Here is a 15,622-nt window from a genome sequence, read left to right on the forward strand (position 1 = left end):
GCAGGGCTAGACATTATAGCGGGCTTATGGACGAGGTCCAAGAGGCGCGAGAGATCCGCTTGTCAGGCCTCACCATGAGGATCAAAAAGGCGGTCATATTCAGCAATGGCAAAGCGGTCGGTCATGCCGGCAATGTAATCGGCGACTATGCGGGCCTTGCTTTTTTCCTGCTGATCCGTGGCCTGGATACGGGCCTGATATTTCAGGGGAAGCAGGCGGGGATCTTCGCGCAGGGTGTGAAAAAGACGGCGCACCAGGCGTTTGGCTTTTTCCGCCTGCCGATGGACCCGGGGGTGCCGATACATACGATGAAACAGAAAGCTTTTCAGCGATTTGATCTGGCCAGCGATTTCCGGACTGTGAGCCGCCAGTGGCCGGATACTGGCCCGGACCTCGACAATACTGGTGATATGACCGCTCTGGATACGCCGTCGCGTTTCCGCGACCAGATCATTAATCAGCAGATTGATCAGGCGCCTTCCGGTTTCGTGACGGAGAATGGTCACGGAAGCATCCGGGTAATGGGTTTGGACTTCGGTATATATGGAGCCGTACAAACTGTTACTGCACAGTTCCGGGAGATCCAGCAGACCCGCGCGCAGGCCATCGTCAATATCGTGATTGTTGTAGGCGATTTCATCGGCCAGATTGGTAATTTGCGCTTCCAGGGAAGGTTGGGTACCGCGCACAAAACGCTCGCCCACATCGCCCAGATCGGCGGCTTTGCTTTTGGCGCAATGTTTGAGAATGCCTTCCCGGGTCTCAAAACTCAGGTTCAGACCAGGGAAATCTCCATAACGGACTTCGAGACGGTCCACAATTCGCAGGGACTGAATATTATGCTCGAAGCCGCCGAGATCGCTCATGCATTCCTGCAGGGCATCCTGTCCCGCATGACCAAAGGGGGTATGTCCGAGATCATGGGCCAGGGCGATGGCTTCTACCAGATCTTCATCCAGTCCCAGTTGCCGGGCAATGGCACGCCCAACCTGCGCGACTTCGAGCGTGTGGGTGAGGCGAGTACGATACAAATCACCCTCATGATTGACGAACACCTGGGTTTTATACTCCAGACGGCGAAAAGCACTGGAATGAATCACCCGGTCGCGGTCGCGCTGAAAGGGACTACGGCTTTCCGGAGGGATTTCTGCATGTTTGCGGCCCAGGCTGCTTTCGGCACGGGCGGCGTAGGGGGCCAGCATCCCCTGAAAAGCGCTGCCTTGATTATCCTGCACGACCAGCATGCTCCTCGGTGGATGGGGTTTGTTCCGACTCGTCGATGACCCGCTGCATGGTTTCGGCCAGCAATGGCAGGCGGGCGGCAAAAAGCGCATAGGCCGCATCTGCATATTCGCGGATTTCATATTGAGCATCTTTTTTACGCCGCAATTTGAAAAAATTCATGAGGCTGCGAAAGTTGATGGTCCAATACACATCCGAGTAGGCAGCAACCGGCATAACGTTACGGAGAAGCTCCCGGGCACGGCCCCGATAAGGGTCACGCCCCCCTTCCTTGGGTGCCAGTTCGCCGGATTCGCGAGCCCCATCAATGCGTGTGCAGGCAGCGCTGTACTGGGTTTCGTACCACTGGAAAAGTTGACCCATCAGGGCTTCGTATTCGGCCATCACCGTATCGTCCAAAACGGCGTAACCATCTACCGTGCGTGCTGCCTCATCGGGGATATAGGCCACAGAGATGGGTTTGCGGTAACGCATGGAAAATTCATTCCAGCTGGAAACCCGGTGTTTGACCCATTGGCGAAGCACAAAAATGGGCGCGATAAAGCGAAAACGGAAGTAGATGGTTTCAAAGGGGGTGCCATGCTGATCGCGGAGCAACTGGTAGAGCAAATTACGATCGCGCTCGTTAAAGTCATGACCACTTTTCAGGCGTTGATTGGTGGTGCTGATACGGGCGGTATTGATGATGGTGGCTTCATCTCCCCAGCTTTCTTCCAGTTCGATGAAGCCAAAATTACCAATACGCCGGGTTCCCTCGGGGTTGAGGACCATGCGCTGTTCCATTTCTGCCTGCAATTCTGCAGTGGCCTTGTTGATGTCGTTCATGCACTAAGCTCCATAAAAGCCTGTAGGGTCTGGATAATGGCCGCAGGAGGCACATCGCCGGTAATCAGGGCGCTGCCAATGCTGTTGAGAAGAATGAAGCGGATTTGGCCGCCTTCCGCTTTTTTATCGACCTTCATGAAATCCAGATAGACGGAAGTTTCCAGACGGGGGGCCAGAGTAGGGAGTCCCGCTGCCTTGAGCAATTTGAAAATGCGATTTTGTTCGCTTTCCCGAAGCAGATCCAGGCGACGGGACAGATCAGCGGCCATGACCATCCCGATAGCTACTGCTTCGCCATGCAGATAATGTCCATAACCACTGGCTGCTTCAATGGCATGACCAAAAGTGTGGCCAAAATTCAGGATGGCGCGCAGCCCCCCTTCCAGTTCGTCCCTGGCGACCACATCCGCCTTGTCCCGGCAAGAAGTTTTGATGATTTTTGCCAGGGCCTCGGTGTCGCGGGCGAGCACGGCATCCAGGTTATCTTCCAGCCAGGAAAAAAAGCTGAGATCGTTAATCAGCCCATATTTGATCACTTCGGCAAGACCGGAACGAAACTCCCGTTCTGGCAGGCTGTCGAGGGTATCTGTATCGACGATGACCGTACGGGGCTGATAAAACGCACCGATCATATTTTTACCCAAGGGGTGATTAACACCCGTTTTCCCACCCACGGAAGAATCCACCATGGCCAGCAGGGTGGTGGGAATTTGCACACAGGCAACGCCGCGTTGATAAACGGCAGCAGCAAAGCCGGTGATATCACCAACCACCCCACCGCCCAGCGCACAGAGTGTGCAATCGCGGCCATAACCGGCGCTGAGTAGATGCCCGGTAATGATCTGGATATTGTCGAGAGATTTGCTTTCTTCGCCCGCTGGCAGGGTGATCACCAGTGAATCCTTGTTCAGGGCATTCAGGGTGTTTTGCAGGGTCTTCAGATAAAGTGGGGCGACATTCGTGTCGGTAATGATGGCGATCGGACCCTTGCCCAAAACCGGAGCGAAGAGGGTTGAGTCGCTGATAATGCCGCTGCCAATATGGATGGAGTAGCTGCGCTGACCAAGTTCTACACGAAGACTTTGCATATAATCTGAGCTCTTGTGGGCGGGTTTACTCTTCCATTGTTGAGTTTCTTGGGCCTGCAGGCAAGAGGGGTGCCCTCATTTAACCTGTTTGTGACTGTAAATACCTTAAAATTCGCCGTAGTACCTGATCTGAGCGGAGGCCATCACCACTCACCCGCCAATGAGCTGTCTGCTGATAAAGACTGCTTCTTTGCTGAGCGAGGCTGCGCAGGCGGCTTTCCAGGTCTGTGGTTTGCAGCAAAGGGCGGTTACGGTCGTGGCGTACTCTTTTTAATTGTTCTTCTATGCTGACATCCAGATAAATCACCTGACCCATCTGGCGAAGATGGGCGCGGTTGTGGGCGTCGAGAATGGCGCCACCGCCAGTGGCAAGGACCATATCCTGATTGTGTCCGGCCAGATCGGCAATGACTTTTGCTTCGCGCTCGCGAAAACCGGCTTCTCCCTCAATTTCAAAAATAGTGGGTATGTCCACACCCGTTTGGGTGACAATCAGTTGGTCACTGTCGACGTAGGGAATACGTAAACGGGCGGCCAGAAGCCGCCCGATGGTCGATTTGCCCGAGCCCATCGGCCCGATCAGAATGACCGTTCCGGTCATTGCCCGAGATTGCTATCGCCGCTGGCACCTGCGAGGCCGTCCTGGGCGTCACCACCAATGACCTTGGGGGTGATGAATACCAGTAATTCGGTTTTGGCGACACTGTCAACGTTACTTTTGAAGAGCCAGCCCAGCAGCGGAATGTCTTTCAATAGAGGAATGCCTGTCTGGTTGTGGTTGGTGGTGTCCGTATAAATACCGCCAATAACGATGGTCTGTCCATTGTTGACCAGCAATTTGGTTTTGACTTCCTGGGTGGTGATAGGAATACCGGAAGGCAAGGCATCGGCGTAATTGGGCTGATTGTTTTTGGCGTCCACATCCAGGGTGATTTTGCCGTTGGGTGAAATGTGCGGCGTCACATCCAGACTCAACTCGGCTTTTTTGAAGGATACCGAAGTGGCACCACTGCTGGTGGATTGCTGATAGGGAATTTCCTGACCCTGAGAAATGACTGCCTTTTCATTATCCTCAGTCATGACTTTCGGACTGGAGATGATTTTAGCGCGATTATTCACCTGTAGAGCCTGCAACTGCAGGTTCAGAATACGATTACCCGCAGCCGTTCCCAGGGCAAAGCCCAGAGAAGCCGGGCTAGCACTGGCCAAAGCCGTACCCGCATTGGAAGCAGCGAGATTGGCCAGGGCGGGTACGGTGAAGCCCGTGCCGGTCGTGGAACTGGAACTGCTGCCCTGGATGGGATATGCACCGCCCTGGGTTGCTGTTGTGCCAGTGGCTCCGGTTCCGGAAAGATTGACGACGCCACCTGCACCGTTAGAGGTGTAGGTGCCACCCCAGTTGACGCCCAAAGAATGCGCCGCACTGGTGGTTATCTGAACAATGCGCGCCTCAATCAGGACCTGTGGTACGGGCTTGTCGATTTTGGCAATCAGCTTTTTGATGTTTTCAATGTCTCGCGGGGTATCCCGAACCAGCAGGCTATTGGTACGGGTTACTACGGCCACGGACCCGCGTGGGCCAAGCAGGGAGTTGCCAATAATGCTGGATTTTGGCAGTCCAAGGGCGTTGGCAAGAGATTGTTGCTGATAGCTGCTCATCTGGCTGTCAGGAGCACCAGGTTGCTTGTTCTGATCAAACCCTTCCAGCAGTGAAGCAATACTCGAGGCTTTGGCGTACTTGATCTGAATGAGTTGGGTTTCCAAAGGTTCCAGTTTGCGCTTGCTGGCATCGGCTTTAAGTTCCGCCTCTTCCTGGCTGGTAATCTGATTGGCGGGGGCCACCCAGAGAATATTGCCAATGTGTTTGACCGCCAATCCTTGAGATTCGAGAATGACCTGGAGAGCCTGTTCCCAGGGTTCATTTTTCAAGCGAATGGAAAGGCTGCCCGTCACATTATTGGAAACCACAATATTCTGGTGGGTGAAGTCGGCAATAACCTGCAAGGCATCCCGTACGCTGATGTTCTGGAAATCCATACTCAGACGGGCGCTGTCTTTGGGATTCTGAACGGCACTTTCGGTCTTGGGATGCACATCAATCATGGTCTGCTGACCCAGTTGATAAGCCGAGTATTCATAGGGGCCATTAATGGCAAATACCAGGCGGGTATTCTGGCCAATAGGATAACTATCCACAAACTGTACCGGGGTGCCAAACTGGGTCACCCCAAAGCGATGGGTGTAGCTGGCGGGCAGTGTGGTATTTTTGAGTTCAACTACCAGCTTGCCATCTTCCCGGGTAACATTCATTTCCGGTTGTGGTCCGGTGATGGACAAATCCAGAATGCCGCCACCCTGCTTGCCTCGCTTGAAATTCAGGCCGTTGACTTGAGTGCCGTAGGTCATGGCCGGAGCAGGGGCCGCTGCGGGGCTTGCCATCACTGCTGCAGGGCTGGAGACTGCTGTTGCGCTTGAAGTTGCCGCCGGGGCAGGGGCTGCTGCCGGTGCGGTGCTGTCGACAAACGCCAGGCGATAACCGCCAACCGTCGGTTCTATCATGACTGCCTGGGGAGATTTCAGCAGCAGGTCCAGCCTGGCATTATGTCCCTCATTTTCGGTCAGGACATTTTGTACCGCCCCACTACCCATGACGGTGCCCACGGAGGGCAGAAAGTGTGCATTGGTGAAATCGATTTGAACCCGATACCCGCCGTTAAGAGTGTTGACGTCGTAGGCAGGTCGCGAATCACTATGAATGATGAAAGCGGTGCCATGCTGATCCGAGCTGGGCGTGATGCTGCTGATGAGACTCTCCGCCCAGGCTGCCCCTGAGCTCAGGCCGAGTGCCGCCGCTAAAATGGCACTGGTTAATGGGCGCAGGCGCGGATAACGGCTACTGAGTGGAAGGTGGGCATTGTTGGCTGTGCGCATCTTTTTGTATTCCTCTGTATTCTTCGGGGTCAGGCTCGTCATGTTCAGTTACCACTCTGCATGTGTAAAACGGTCTGTTGTTTTTTGTAACCACCAAAAGCATTGGGTAAATATTGCTCAACGGTAACAGATTGTTTGCCCATGCTGTCGTCAATGCCCGTTATGCGTCCGTTATGCGTCCCAATGTAGCTACCTAATGTAGCGCGATACACTTTTGAGTCTGGTGCCTCAATGACGGCCCAGAGCTGTCCGTCAGCGGTACGCATGATGCCGCTGACGCTCAGGCTGGAAAGTGCATATTTCTCCAGGGGTTGAACAGGGCCATGAGAGGCCGGACGAGGACCGGTATCTTCACTGGCGGCTTCCTTGCGCAGCAGGATTTCGGAAAAACTGGTAAACGGATCACGATTGGCCGGGTTATTATAGGCGCTAGGCTGATAAGCCGGGGTTTTGGGCAACGGCGTAATATGATTGTTGGTTTTTGGCCCGTTGGCCACAAACTCACGTAAATGACTTAAATTATCGCTGTCCGAGCAGCCAGCCAGCGAAGCGAGGGCGACGCTGATAGCCAGAATGTGACGTGTTTTTTTATAGAAACTCGCTCCGCGCGTTTTCATGGCTTGCTCCCGGCCTGAGTGTTACTGGTTTTGTCTCCATTATCCAGATATCGATAGGTAGTTGCCGTACACTGCATGGCTAATTGCTGGGCAGCAAGGGCTTTGGCGGCAGGTGTGCTACCGGCATCGGGAACCCGGGTAATATCGATACCGCTGATAGTGACGATGCGGGGCATGGCGGCTACTGCTGCAGCAAATCGTCCAATATCGTTATAGGTACCAACCACTTTCAGCTTCACTGGGATTTCAGCGTAAAAATTCTTGTTGATTTCGCCAGTAGGTTGAAATAATTCAAAATCAAGTCCACGACTGCGTCCTGCCAAAGTCACATCATCCAGGAGTGATGGAATTTGTGTCCGGTTCGGAAGCTGTTCCAGAAATTTCTGAAAACGTACATTCATTTCCTTGATTTGCGCTTGATAGGCCGGTAACGATGCAGCCAGTAACTGCTTTTGCCTGATCTGGATTTTCAGGCTCTGTTCCTGAGTATGCAGTGCATCGTATTTGTCGTTTTCCGGGGAGATGAATTCAAACCAGACGACAATGCCCAAAATCACGATAATGATGGCAATGGCAATCAATTTGGTTTTTAACGGCCAGCGGATGATGTCATCCACCTGCAAATTGCGAATTTCGTCGAAAGTCACGGCTGGACCTCCTGTGTGCCCGCTGTCTGAGCGCTTTTATCGGCTGCGGTGGGTTTGCGGATGTTCATTTGTAAGGTGAACTGTCCAACCTCCTCGGAACCCAGTTTGGATTTGCTGATAATGTTCAACTGCGGCTCGGTAAATATTTTGGATGCATCAATATTACGCATGAAAGCGGCTACCTGATCGTTATCTTCCGCATAACCATTCACGGTCATGGAATTTCCGGATTGCTGTAAATGGGTCAGAAAAACACCATCGGGCGTTTCTGCGGCCAGGGTATTGAAAACCTGAACCACCATATCCCGTTTATCCTGAAGATCGGTGATGATGCCTTCTCGGGCGAGTAATTCATCCCGCTTTTTGCGGAGGTCGGCAATGGACGCGATTTTGGTGTCCAGTTGCGTGGTTACTCCCTGCAGGTAATTGACCTTGGTCTGTTCACTGGCGACGCGGGCACTGAAAATACTGTAAATTCCATAATAAAAAAGTGCTGCCAGCAAAAGAATGCCGAGGAGAGCGGCGGCCAGGAGCTGGCTGCGTTTGGCGCGGCGCGCCTCGCGATAGGGAAGCAGGTTGATGCGAATCATGCCGAAATCCTCCGCAAAGCCAGGCCACAGGCAACCGCCAGGGATGAACGATCGGAATCCATGAAGCGCCTGCTGATTTGGGGTGAAATTTCCATACCAGCAAAGGGATCTGGGACCAAAACCGGAAAACTGACCATTTGCCGCAACTGGTCGGCCAGTTGTGGGATTTTTGCACCTACTCCAAAAAGGTGGACGGCTGCCGTGGGTACGTCGGGCATGCTGGCCTGGAAGAAATCCAGAGAACGGAAAAGTTCCTGAGCCATATTGCGGGCAAAAGGCTGAAGCACCTCTTTGTCATATTCTGGTGGGAGGCCGCCAAAACGCTCCATGCGCTGAGCATCGTTACTATCCAGATTGTAGCGACGCTGAATTTCTTCCAAAAGTCGGCTCAGGCCAAAATTATGTTCTCGGGAATATACGGGATGTCCATCCTGAAAAACGTAAATATTGGTGGTGATGCTACCGATTTCTACCAGAGCAATGCCTTTGCCAGCTTGGTTACCGTTTTTGGTATTTGCTCCATTGAGATGCTCATGGAGTAACCACAGTGCAAACGGTTTGACATCGACAATCTGCGGCTTCAAGCCCGCCTCTTCGAGAACTGCTGCGCGATCTTCAATAGCTTCTTTTTTACTGGCAACCAGCAAAACATGGTTGAAGCCTTTGCGCGTCTCATCTGGACCAAGAACAGAAAAATCAAAATTCACGGCATCAATGCTGTAGGGGATGTATTGACTGCCTTCGTAGCGGATCTGGTCTTCAATACCCACTTCGTCCAGATCAGCCGGCAGAGAAATGACTTTGACAATGGCCGTATTGGCGGGAAGGGCTGTAGCAACAGCCTTGGTGCGAATGCGTGAACGTTCCAGAATAGTGCGCAGGGCGCGGGAAACGGCTTCACTATCCAGAATATCCCGATCACTGACAGCCCCTGGCGGTAATGTCTCGGAATCAGCGTGCTCCACCCGGATTTTTCCACGGCTTTGGGCCAGAGAAACGAGCTTTACGGCATCAGAGCTGATATCCAGGCCCAGCAAAGGAGAACTTGGTATGCTTAGCACGTCTATTCCTTTTTTATGGTCTGACAAATGTTACAATCGTTGCCTTGCAAATTTAAGTTGATGAAACGTATGCATGGCCAGTATCTTTTTCGCAACTTGCGGTGGAAATTAGCAGCATTCCGGATTCTGTCAAGGCGCGAGACTACAAATGATTGATCTTGTAGTGTCCGGTACTGCGATAAATCCGGCAAATAGCAGGAACCTTGATGACGGCAGAGCAGCAAATATCTGATATACACTGGATGAGTATGGCTCTGGATCTGGCGGCGCAGTCGGCTGCTGTCGGAGAAGTGCCGGTCGGTGCAGTGTTGGTGAATCATGACGGAGCATTCATGGCTGGAGCCCACAACGCACCCATTGCCGAACACGATCCCAGCGCGCATGCAGAAATACGGGTATTGCGTGCAGCAGCACGTTTGGCTGAAAATTATCGACTGACTGGATCCACGCTCTATGTCACTTTGGAGCCCTGTGTCATGTGTGTAGGAGCCATGCTCCATGCCCGGGTAAGCCGGGTAGTTTACGGAGCAGCTGATCCCAAGGCGGGGGCTGTGGAAAGTCTTTATCGTTTACTGGACGACTCGCGTTTTAATCATCGTATTCAGGCGGAAGGTGGTTTGTTGGCAGAACAGTCAGCAATCCTATTGAGGGCTTTTTTTCGGGTGCGGCGCGCCCAGCAAAGAGGTAAAGCATGAAGCATCTCAGTGCGGAGTGGAAAATTCAACAGGGTGGCCGGGGGCTGCATGAGCTGACGGAAAAGCTCCAGGATTGGTTGCAGACCATAGGTGCCCGGGAGGGGCTGGTGAATGTGTTTGTTCCCCATACTTCGGCCAGTCTGATTATTCAGGAGAATGCCGATCCAGACGTGCTGCGGGATATTCTCGGGTATTTTGCCCGTCTGGTGCCCGATGATGATCCCCATTTTTATCATCGCAATGAAGGACCGGATGATATGTCCGCGCATTTGCGTTGTGTATTGACCCAAAATAGTCTGGTCATACCGGTCAGGGAAGGCCGCGCAGCCTTGGGGATCTGGCAGGGTGTTTTTTTATTTGAACATCGCACCCGCCCCTTGACCCGGCAGGTATTGCTCAGTTTTCAGGGCGCAGCAGGAGAATTGTAAATGTCTGAATTTACAGCGATTTATCAGGGAATGTTGTGGGGTATCAAAGACTGGTCACGATGGGATACTTTTGTGGAAACCCTGGATGCCCACGCCGATGATGGTTGGTATGTATATTTTGTCGGGGTGGATTATCCTGAGCAGCCGGTGAAAGCTGAAGTTTTTCGGCAGCGGCTGACGGCCATCAGTGCCTTGTTGCATCAGGATCATCGCGAAAAATATCTGGGTATTGTGTATGTGGATGATTTCGACCATCCACAACTCATTAAAATATATGATCCCAACAACCTCGGATCATCTTGTGGCAGCAGTGGCAAGCTGGTTCCTCCCGGCTGGATTTTGTCGCGCATGGCACCCGATGATCTGGGATCTTTTATCGTCCCGGAGGGCCGCAAACGCTGGTGGCGAGAACTGACTCAAGCTTAAGCGGATTGGCATTAGACGGTAGCTTTTGTACTCTTGATAAAATTCCAAACTGAGGAGAACCCATGGAAGCCGACCTGAAACCCCTGGAATTCGAGGGTATTCGCCGATTACTGGAAAAATTGTGTGCGACACCTTTTGGCGCCGATGCGGCCCGTAATTTGGGGCCTGCCCCCAGTGTCGGTGTCGCCCGGCAGTTGCAGGATGCCATTACGGCGGCGCGCTTTGGTCTGGAGTCCGGGGAAGGGCCGGTGGTTCCGGAATTGCCTGATATTCGGGCTGCTATCCGCCAGGTTGCCAGTCCTGGCGCGGCACTGGCAGGAACCGCTTTCCGCAACCTGGCGCTGGTGTTGCGCGTGGGCAAGGAATTACGCCCTTTTGCTGAAAAACGGCCTGCCTTGTTGCCGACCGGGCCGGAACGTCTGGATGCAGCCGCCGATCTCCTTCCTAAAATTGACGCCGTGTTAATGCCCAACGGTAGCGTTCGCGAAGACGGTAACGCCGCGCTGCGCCAATTACATGCCGAACTCAAGAGCGAACGCGATCAGATTCAGAAGTCCATGCAGTCACACCTGGGCGCTCCGGGTGCCAAATTGCACTGGTCCGGGCAACGTGCCTGCGTACATTTGCCCGATGGTGCTACGGATCAGATTCGCGGCGTGCGGCGGGGTACTGGTCCGGGTGGTCATGGTTATCTGGTAGAGCCTATGGAACTGGTGGCCAGCAATAATCGGCTGGAAAAAATCGCCGGGAGTATTGAGCAGGAAAATCAGGCCATTCTGCGTGCGCTCAGTGATGCAGGCAGGGAACGGCTCAGTGCCCTGCAGCACTTGGTGGAATCTCTGACCTGGCTGGATTTGGCCATTGCGGGTGCGCAATTATCCATTCATTTGCATGCCAAGGCGGCAGAAATGGTAGATGAGCCGGTATTGATTCTGGAGGAGGCCTATCACCCGCAACTGATCCTGGCCTACGCTGAAAAACGCGGCCCGCAACCCAAGCCGCTGACGGTACATATTAATGCCGATTGCCCGATTCTGGTGGTGACAGGACCCAATACGGGCGGGAAAAGTGTTTCGTTGAAAACCGTGGGACTACTGACAGTAATGGCCCATTGTGGTCTGCATGTTCCGGTGGCGGGGCGGGCGGTGGTCGGTAATTTCACCCGGATTTTTGTGGATATGGGAGATCCGCAAAGTGTGGCTTTTCAGCTTTCTACCTATTCCGGGCATGTGGAGGTGCTCAAACGTCTTCTTGCCGATGCCGATGATCATACTCTGATTTTACTGGATGAATTGGGTACCGGTACCGACCCTGAAGAGGGCGCCGCGCTGGCCATGGCGGTACTGGACCATCTGGCCGAACGGGGGGTGCGCGGCATGGTGACTACTCATCTGACCCCACTCAAATCCTTTGCTGAAAGCCATGCCTGCCTGCGTAATGCTTCCATGCGTTTTGATCATGAGCGGCTGGAGCCTACCTATGAGCTGGAAATTGGTGTGCCCGGACGCTCGCTGGGACTGGTGATTGCCGCCAAGCACGGCCTGCCGGAAAACCTGATCGCCAAGGCCCGCGATTACATGGAAAATTTACATAAACATTACTGATGGCGGGCTATAGATGGCGGGCAAACTACGCCAAGGCATTTTTATTTGACCTGCACGGGAAAACTGTCTAGTTTTTTGCGCTGATACTTTATTCCCTGAGGAGTACGACGATGACGTCCCCGACCACCACCCATGAGCGCCTGAGCCCAAAAACTGAATCCGAAACCTTGACCGGTGCCGAGATTGTGGTGCGCGCCCTGCGTGATGAAGGTGTGGAATTCGTTTTTGGTTATCCCGGCGGTGCCGTTCTCTACATTTACGATGCCCTGGATAAGCAGGAAGCCGTGCAGCATGTACTGGTACGCCATGAGCAGGCGGCTGTGCACGCTGCGGATGCCTATTCCCGGGTGACCGGCAAGGTGGGTGTGGCGCTGGTGACCAGTGGTCCGGGTGCCACCAACGCCGTTACCGGCATCGCCACAGCCTATATGGACTCCGTCCCTCTGGTGGTGATCAGTGGACAGGTTCCCGTTGCGCTGATTGGTAATGATGCCTTTCAGGAAGTGGATACGGTGGGTATTACCCGGCCTTGCACCAAGCACAATTTCCTCGTCAAGGACGTCAAGGATCTGGCCAGCACCTTAAAGGCTGCTTTTTATCTGGCGGCAACCGGCAGACCCGGCCCGGTGCTGGTGGACATTCCCAAGGATGTGACCGCCCATCAGTGTGTCTACCACTACCCCGACAAGATTTCCTTGCGTTCCTACAAGCCGACGGTCAAGGGACATCCGGGGCAGGTGCGCAAGGCCATGCAGATGATTGCCAGTGCCCAGCGTCCGATGTTTTATACCGGTGGTGGCGTGGTGTTGGGTAATGCTTCTGAAGAGCTCCGCAAGCTGGTCCGGAGCCTGAATGTGCCCATTACTCATACCCTGATGGGCCTGGGCGCGTATCCCGCCTCTGACCCTCAGTTTGTGGGTATGCTGGGCATGCATGGTACTTATGAAGCCAACATGGCGGTGCAGCATTGTGATGTGCTGGTGGCGCTGGGAGCACGCTTTGATGACCGGGTTACCGGTAATCTCGCCAAGTTCGCGCCGCATGCCAAAATTGTTCATGTGGATGTGGATCCTTCCTCCATTTCCAAAAATGTCCGGGTGGATGTGCCAATTGTTGGCGATCTCCAGCAGGTCCTGACAGAAATGAATCAGGTGCTCGGTGAGTTGGATGCGCTGAACGACCCCCATGCCATGCAGGCCTGGTGGGCGCAGATTGCAGAATGGCGCAAGCGCGATTGTCTCCATTACCAGCAGGATGATCAGATCATCAAGCCGCAGTTTGTGGTACAAAAACTGTTTGAACTGACTGCCGGAGATGCCATTGTTACTTCTGATGTGGGACAACATCAGATGTGGGCTGCCCAGTTTTATGGTTTTGATAAACCCCGTCGCTGGGTGAATAGTGGTGGTTTGGGGACGATGGGTTTTGGCTTGCCTGCAGCCATGGGCGCGCAGGTGGCTGAACCGGATGCTACGGTGGTCTGCATTACGGGTGATGGCAGTATCCAGATGAATATTCAGGAATTATCCACCTGTCAGCAATACAAGTTGCCCCTCAAGGTGGCCTGCCTGAATAATCATTACCTCGGAATGGTCCGTCAGTGGCAGGAGTTCTTTTATGAAGATCGTTATGCCATGAGCTATGTGGATGCCTTGCCGGATTTCGTGAAACTGGCTGAAGCCTATGGGCATATTGGTTTGCGTGCGGATACTCCCGCTGACGTCGAGCCAGTCATCCGCGAAGCCTTACGCCTCAAGGATCGTATGGTATTCATGGATTTCCGCGTGGATGCCAAGGAGAATGTTTATCCCATGGTGCCTGTCGGTTCAGGACTGTCTGAAATGATCCTGGTGTAAGCATGCGCCATATCATTTCTATTTTATTGGAAAACGAAGCGGGTGCCTTGTCGCGGGTGGCGGGTTTATTTTCGGCGCGGGGTTATAACATTGAAGCCATGACGGTAGCACCAACCCATGATGCCAGCATCTCGCGCATGACTGTAGCCACCAGTGGTTCCGAAGAAATCATGGAGCAGGTACTCAAACAGTTGAACAAGCTGATTGAAGTGATTCGTGTGCATGACCTCAGCGAGGGACCGCACATTGAGCGTGAGCTGATGCTGATCAAGGTTCACGCGGTCGGCCCTGATCGCGAAGAGGTGAAGCGGCTTTCGGATATTTTCCGGGGGCGGATCATTGACGTCACTGATCGCTCTTACACCATTGAGCTCACGGGTCCGGGTGACAAGCTGGATGCCTTTATTCACGCTCTGGACCCGGGTATGGTCATTGAGGTGGTGCGCAGCGGCGCCAGCGCCATCAGCCGTGGGGCCAAGGCCATCTGATTTTCCTGATTATTATTCATTTTTTGTACATACGCAGAGGTTTACATGAAAGTTTATTACGATAACGATGCTGATTTGGCCCTTATCCAGAAAAAGAAAGTAGCCATCATTGGTTACGGCTCACAGGGACATGCCCATGCGCTGAATCTCAAGGATTCCGGAGTCTCCGTAGTGGTGGGTCTGCGCAAGGACTCCACTTCCTGGGACAAGGCCGTCAAGGCCGGACTGGACGTGAAAGAAGTGGGGGATGCGGTCGCCAGTGCCGATGTGGTCATGATTCTGACCCCGGATGAAGGTCAGGCCGCTTTGTATCGTGATGAAATTGCCCCCAAAATCAAACAGGGTGCGGCACTGGTATTTGCTCACGGCTTTAACGTGCATTTCGGTCAGATTCATCCCCGCGCTGATCTGGACTGCTTTCTGGTGGCGCCCAAGGGTCCCGGCCATCTGGTCCGTTCCACTTACACCCAGGGGGGTGGGGTGCCCAGTCTGATTGCGGTGCATCAGGATGCCAGTGGCAACGCCACCAACATTGCTCTGGCTTATGCCAAGGCCAATGGCGGTACCCGTGCTGGTGTCATTGAAACGTCCTTCCGTGAAGAAACCGAAACTGATTTGTTCGGCGAGCAGGCGGTACTCTGCGGTGGTGCTACGGCTTTGGTGCAGGCGGGTTTTGAAACGCTGGTCGAAGCAGGATATGCGCCGGAAATGGCCTATTTTGAGTGTATGCACGAGCTGAAGCTGATTGTGGACCTGATGTACGAGGGGGGTATTGCCAACATGCGTTACTCCATCTCCAACACGGCCGAATATGGGGATCTCACCCGTGGCCCGCGTGTGGTGAATGCCGATACCAAGGCCGAGATGAAGAAAATTCTCACCGAAATCCAGACGGGTCAGTTCGCCAAGGAATTCATTCTGGAGAATCAGGCTGGCAAGGCGACCATGCAGGCCATGCGCCGGATAGGTGCCGAGCATCCTATTGAAGTGGTGGGCAACAAACTGCGTTCCATGATGACCTGGATTGGTCAGAACCGGATTGTGGACCGTTCACGCAACTAAATTTGTTTGCGTTTTTGAAAAAGGGTGAATTCCTCTTGGGCAAGTCCTTTGCCTTGGGTGTT

16 protein-coding genes are annotated in these 15,622 nt (G+C 53.5%); 7 read left to right on the forward strand and 9 right to left on the reverse strand.

The window, feature by feature from the left end; genetic code table 11:
• Nucleotides 1–62 precede the first annotated feature (62 nt).
• The 9 genes from HAP95_RS11670 to pilM all read right to left on the reverse strand — a co-directional run bounded on the left by HAP95_RS11670 (nt 63) and on the right by pilM (nt 9,001).
• Complete coding sequence (locus tag HAP95_RS11670; RefSeq protein WP_215884377.1) at nt 63–1,244, reverse strand: deoxyguanosinetriphosphate triphosphohydrolase; 1,182 nt, start codon at nt 1,242–1,244, stop codon at nt 63–65.
• Nucleotides 1,225–2,067: an FAD-dependent thymidylate synthase gene (thyX, locus tag HAP95_RS11675; RefSeq protein WP_215884378.1), complete on the reverse strand. Its 843-nt coding sequence runs from the start codon at nt 2,065–2,067 to the stop codon at nt 1,225–1,227. Before thyX ends, HAP95_RS11670 begins: the two co-directional genes overlap by 20 nt.
• Nucleotides 2,064–3,155 (reverse strand): 3-dehydroquinate synthase, encoded by a 1,092-nt coding sequence (aroB, locus tag HAP95_RS11680; RefSeq protein ID WP_215884379.1) that lies wholly within the window; start codon nt 3,153–3,155, stop codon nt 2,064–2,066. The genes thyX and aroB overlap by 4 nt, the downstream gene beginning before the upstream one ends.
• A 79-nt stretch (nt 3,156–3,234) precedes the next feature.
• A complete protein-coding gene (locus tag HAP95_RS11685; protein WP_215884380.1) occupies nt 3,235–3,756 on the reverse strand; it encodes a shikimate kinase in 522 nt (173 codons plus the stop codon).
• Entirely contained in the window at nt 3,753–6,086 is a 2,334-nt protein-coding gene (locus HAP95_RS11690) for a type IV pilus secretin PilQ (protein WP_215884381.1), read from the reverse strand. Before HAP95_RS11690 ends, HAP95_RS11685 begins: the two co-directional genes overlap by 4 nt.
• A 44-nt stretch (nt 6,087–6,130) precedes the next feature.
• Entirely contained in the window at nt 6,131–6,703 is a 573-nt protein-coding gene (locus HAP95_RS11695) for a pilus assembly protein PilP (RefSeq protein ID WP_215884382.1), read from the reverse strand.
• The gene (locus HAP95_RS11700; RefSeq protein ID WP_215884383.1) at nt 6,700–7,350 is read right to left on the reverse strand and encodes a type IV pilus inner membrane component PilO; all 651 of its coding nucleotides are present in this window, start codon (nt 7,348–7,350) and stop codon (nt 6,700–6,702) included. The genes HAP95_RS11695 and HAP95_RS11700 overlap by 4 nt, the downstream gene beginning before the upstream one ends.
• Nucleotides 7,347–7,940 carry a PilN domain-containing protein gene (locus HAP95_RS11705; RefSeq protein ID WP_215884384.1) on the reverse strand — a complete coding sequence of 198 codons (594 nt, stop codon included), beginning with the start codon at nt 7,938–7,940 and terminating at the stop codon, nt 7,347–7,349. The genes HAP95_RS11700 and HAP95_RS11705 overlap by 4 nt, the downstream gene beginning before the upstream one ends.
• Nucleotides 7,937–9,001 carry a type IV pilus assembly protein PilM gene (pilM, locus tag HAP95_RS11710; protein ID WP_215884385.1) on the reverse strand — a complete coding sequence of 355 codons (1,065 nt, stop codon included), beginning with the start codon at nt 8,999–9,001 and terminating at the stop codon, nt 7,937–7,939. Before pilM ends, HAP95_RS11705 begins: the two co-directional genes overlap by 4 nt.
• Before the next feature lie 206 nt (nt 9,002–9,207).
• Here pilM and tadA point away from each other — a divergent pair, with 206 nt between their 5' ends.
• The 7 genes from tadA (at nt 9,208) to ilvC (ending at nt 15,560) form a co-directional block, all read left to right on the forward strand.
• The gene (gene tadA, locus HAP95_RS11715) at nt 9,208–9,696 is read left to right on the forward strand and encodes a tRNA adenosine(34) deaminase TadA (protein WP_215884386.1); all 489 of its coding nucleotides are present in this window, start codon (nt 9,208–9,210) and stop codon (nt 9,694–9,696) included.
• A complete protein-coding gene (locus tag HAP95_RS11720; protein WP_215884387.1) occupies nt 9,693–10,124 on the forward strand; it encodes a secondary thiamine-phosphate synthase enzyme YjbQ in 432 nt (143 codons plus the stop codon). The genes tadA and HAP95_RS11720 overlap by 4 nt, the downstream gene beginning before the upstream one ends.
• On the forward strand, nt 10,125–10,550 hold the full coding sequence (locus HAP95_RS11725; protein WP_215884388.1) for a hypothetical protein: 426 nt from the start codon (nt 10,125–10,127) through the stop codon (nt 10,548–10,550).
• A gap of 62 nt (nt 10,551–10,612) precedes the next feature.
• Nucleotides 10,613–12,154 (forward strand): endonuclease MutS2, encoded by a 1,542-nt coding sequence (locus HAP95_RS11730; protein WP_215884389.1) that lies wholly within the window; start codon nt 10,613–10,615, stop codon nt 12,152–12,154.
• Nucleotides 12,155–12,264: 110 nt separating this feature from the next.
• Nucleotides 12,265–14,010 (forward strand): biosynthetic-type acetolactate synthase large subunit, encoded by a 1,746-nt coding sequence (gene ilvB / locus HAP95_RS11735; RefSeq protein WP_215884390.1) that lies wholly within the window; start codon nt 12,265–12,267, stop codon nt 14,008–14,010.
• 2 nt (nt 14,011–14,012) lie between these two features.
• Entirely contained in the window at nt 14,013–14,498 is a 486-nt protein-coding gene (ilvN, locus tag HAP95_RS11740) for an acetolactate synthase small subunit (protein ID WP_010642225.1), read from the forward strand.
• Nucleotides 14,499–14,543: 45 nt separating this feature from the next.
• Entirely contained in the window at nt 14,544–15,560 is a 1,017-nt protein-coding gene (gene ilvC / locus HAP95_RS11745; protein WP_215884391.1) for a ketol-acid reductoisomerase, read from the forward strand.
• The last annotated feature ends 62 nt before the right edge of the window (nt 15,561–15,622 follow it).

It is taken from the genome of Acidithiobacillus sulfurivorans, from assembly GCF_018853815.1.
Lineage (GTDB): Bacteria > Pseudomonadota > Gammaproteobacteria > Acidithiobacillales > Acidithiobacillaceae > Acidithiobacillus > Acidithiobacillus sulfurivorans.

What these genes read in the sequence shown, in the direction of transcription:
- HAP95_RS11725 (WP_215884388.1), top strand. Translation starts at nt 10,125, where the DNA reads ATGTCTGAATTTACAGCGATTTATCAGGGAATGTTGTGGGGTATCAAA.
- HAP95_RS11690 (WP_215884381.1), bottom strand. Translation starts at nt 6,086, where the DNA reads ATGCGCACAGCCAACAATGCCCACCTTCCACTCAGTAGCCGTTATCCG.
- ilvN (WP_010642225.1), top strand. Translation starts at nt 14,013, where the DNA reads ATGCGCCATATCATTTCTATTTTATTGGAAAACGAAGCGGGTGCCTTG.
- ilvB (WP_215884390.1), top strand. Translation starts at nt 12,265, where the DNA reads ATGACGTCCCCGACCACCACCCATGAGCGCCTGAGCCCAAAAACTGAA.
- HAP95_RS11705 (WP_215884384.1), bottom strand. Translation starts at nt 7,940, where the DNA reads ATGATTCGCATCAACCTGCTTCCCTATCGCGAGGCGCGCCGCGCCAAA.
- aroB (WP_215884379.1), bottom strand. Translation starts at nt 3,155, where the DNA reads ATGCAAAGTCTTCGTGTAGAACTTGGTCAGCGCAGCTACTCCATCCAT.
- ilvC (WP_215884391.1), top strand. Translation starts at nt 14,544, where the DNA reads ATGAAAGTTTATTACGATAACGATGCTGATTTGGCCCTTATCCAGAAA.
- thyX (WP_215884378.1), bottom strand. Translation starts at nt 2,067, where the DNA reads ATGAACGACATCAACAAGGCCACTGCAGAATTGCAGGCAGAAATGGAA.
- HAP95_RS11695 (WP_215884382.1), bottom strand. Translation starts at nt 6,703, where the DNA reads ATGAAAACGCGCGGAGCGAGTTTCTATAAAAAAACACGTCACATTCTG.
- HAP95_RS11730 (WP_215884389.1), top strand. Translation starts at nt 10,613, where the DNA reads ATGGAAGCCGACCTGAAACCCCTGGAATTCGAGGGTATTCGCCGATTA.
- HAP95_RS11720 (WP_215884387.1), top strand. Translation starts at nt 9,693, where the DNA reads ATGAAGCATCTCAGTGCGGAGTGGAAAATTCAACAGGGTGGCCGGGGG.
- tadA (WP_215884386.1), top strand. Translation starts at nt 9,208, where the DNA reads ATGACGGCAGAGCAGCAAATATCTGATATACACTGGATGAGTATGGCT.
- HAP95_RS11670 (WP_215884377.1), bottom strand. Translation starts at nt 1,244, where the DNA reads ATGCTGGTCGTGCAGGATAATCAAGGCAGCGCTTTTCAGGGGATGCTG.
- HAP95_RS11685 (WP_215884380.1), bottom strand. Translation starts at nt 3,756, where the DNA reads ATGACCGGAACGGTCATTCTGATCGGGCCGATGGGCTCGGGCAAATCG.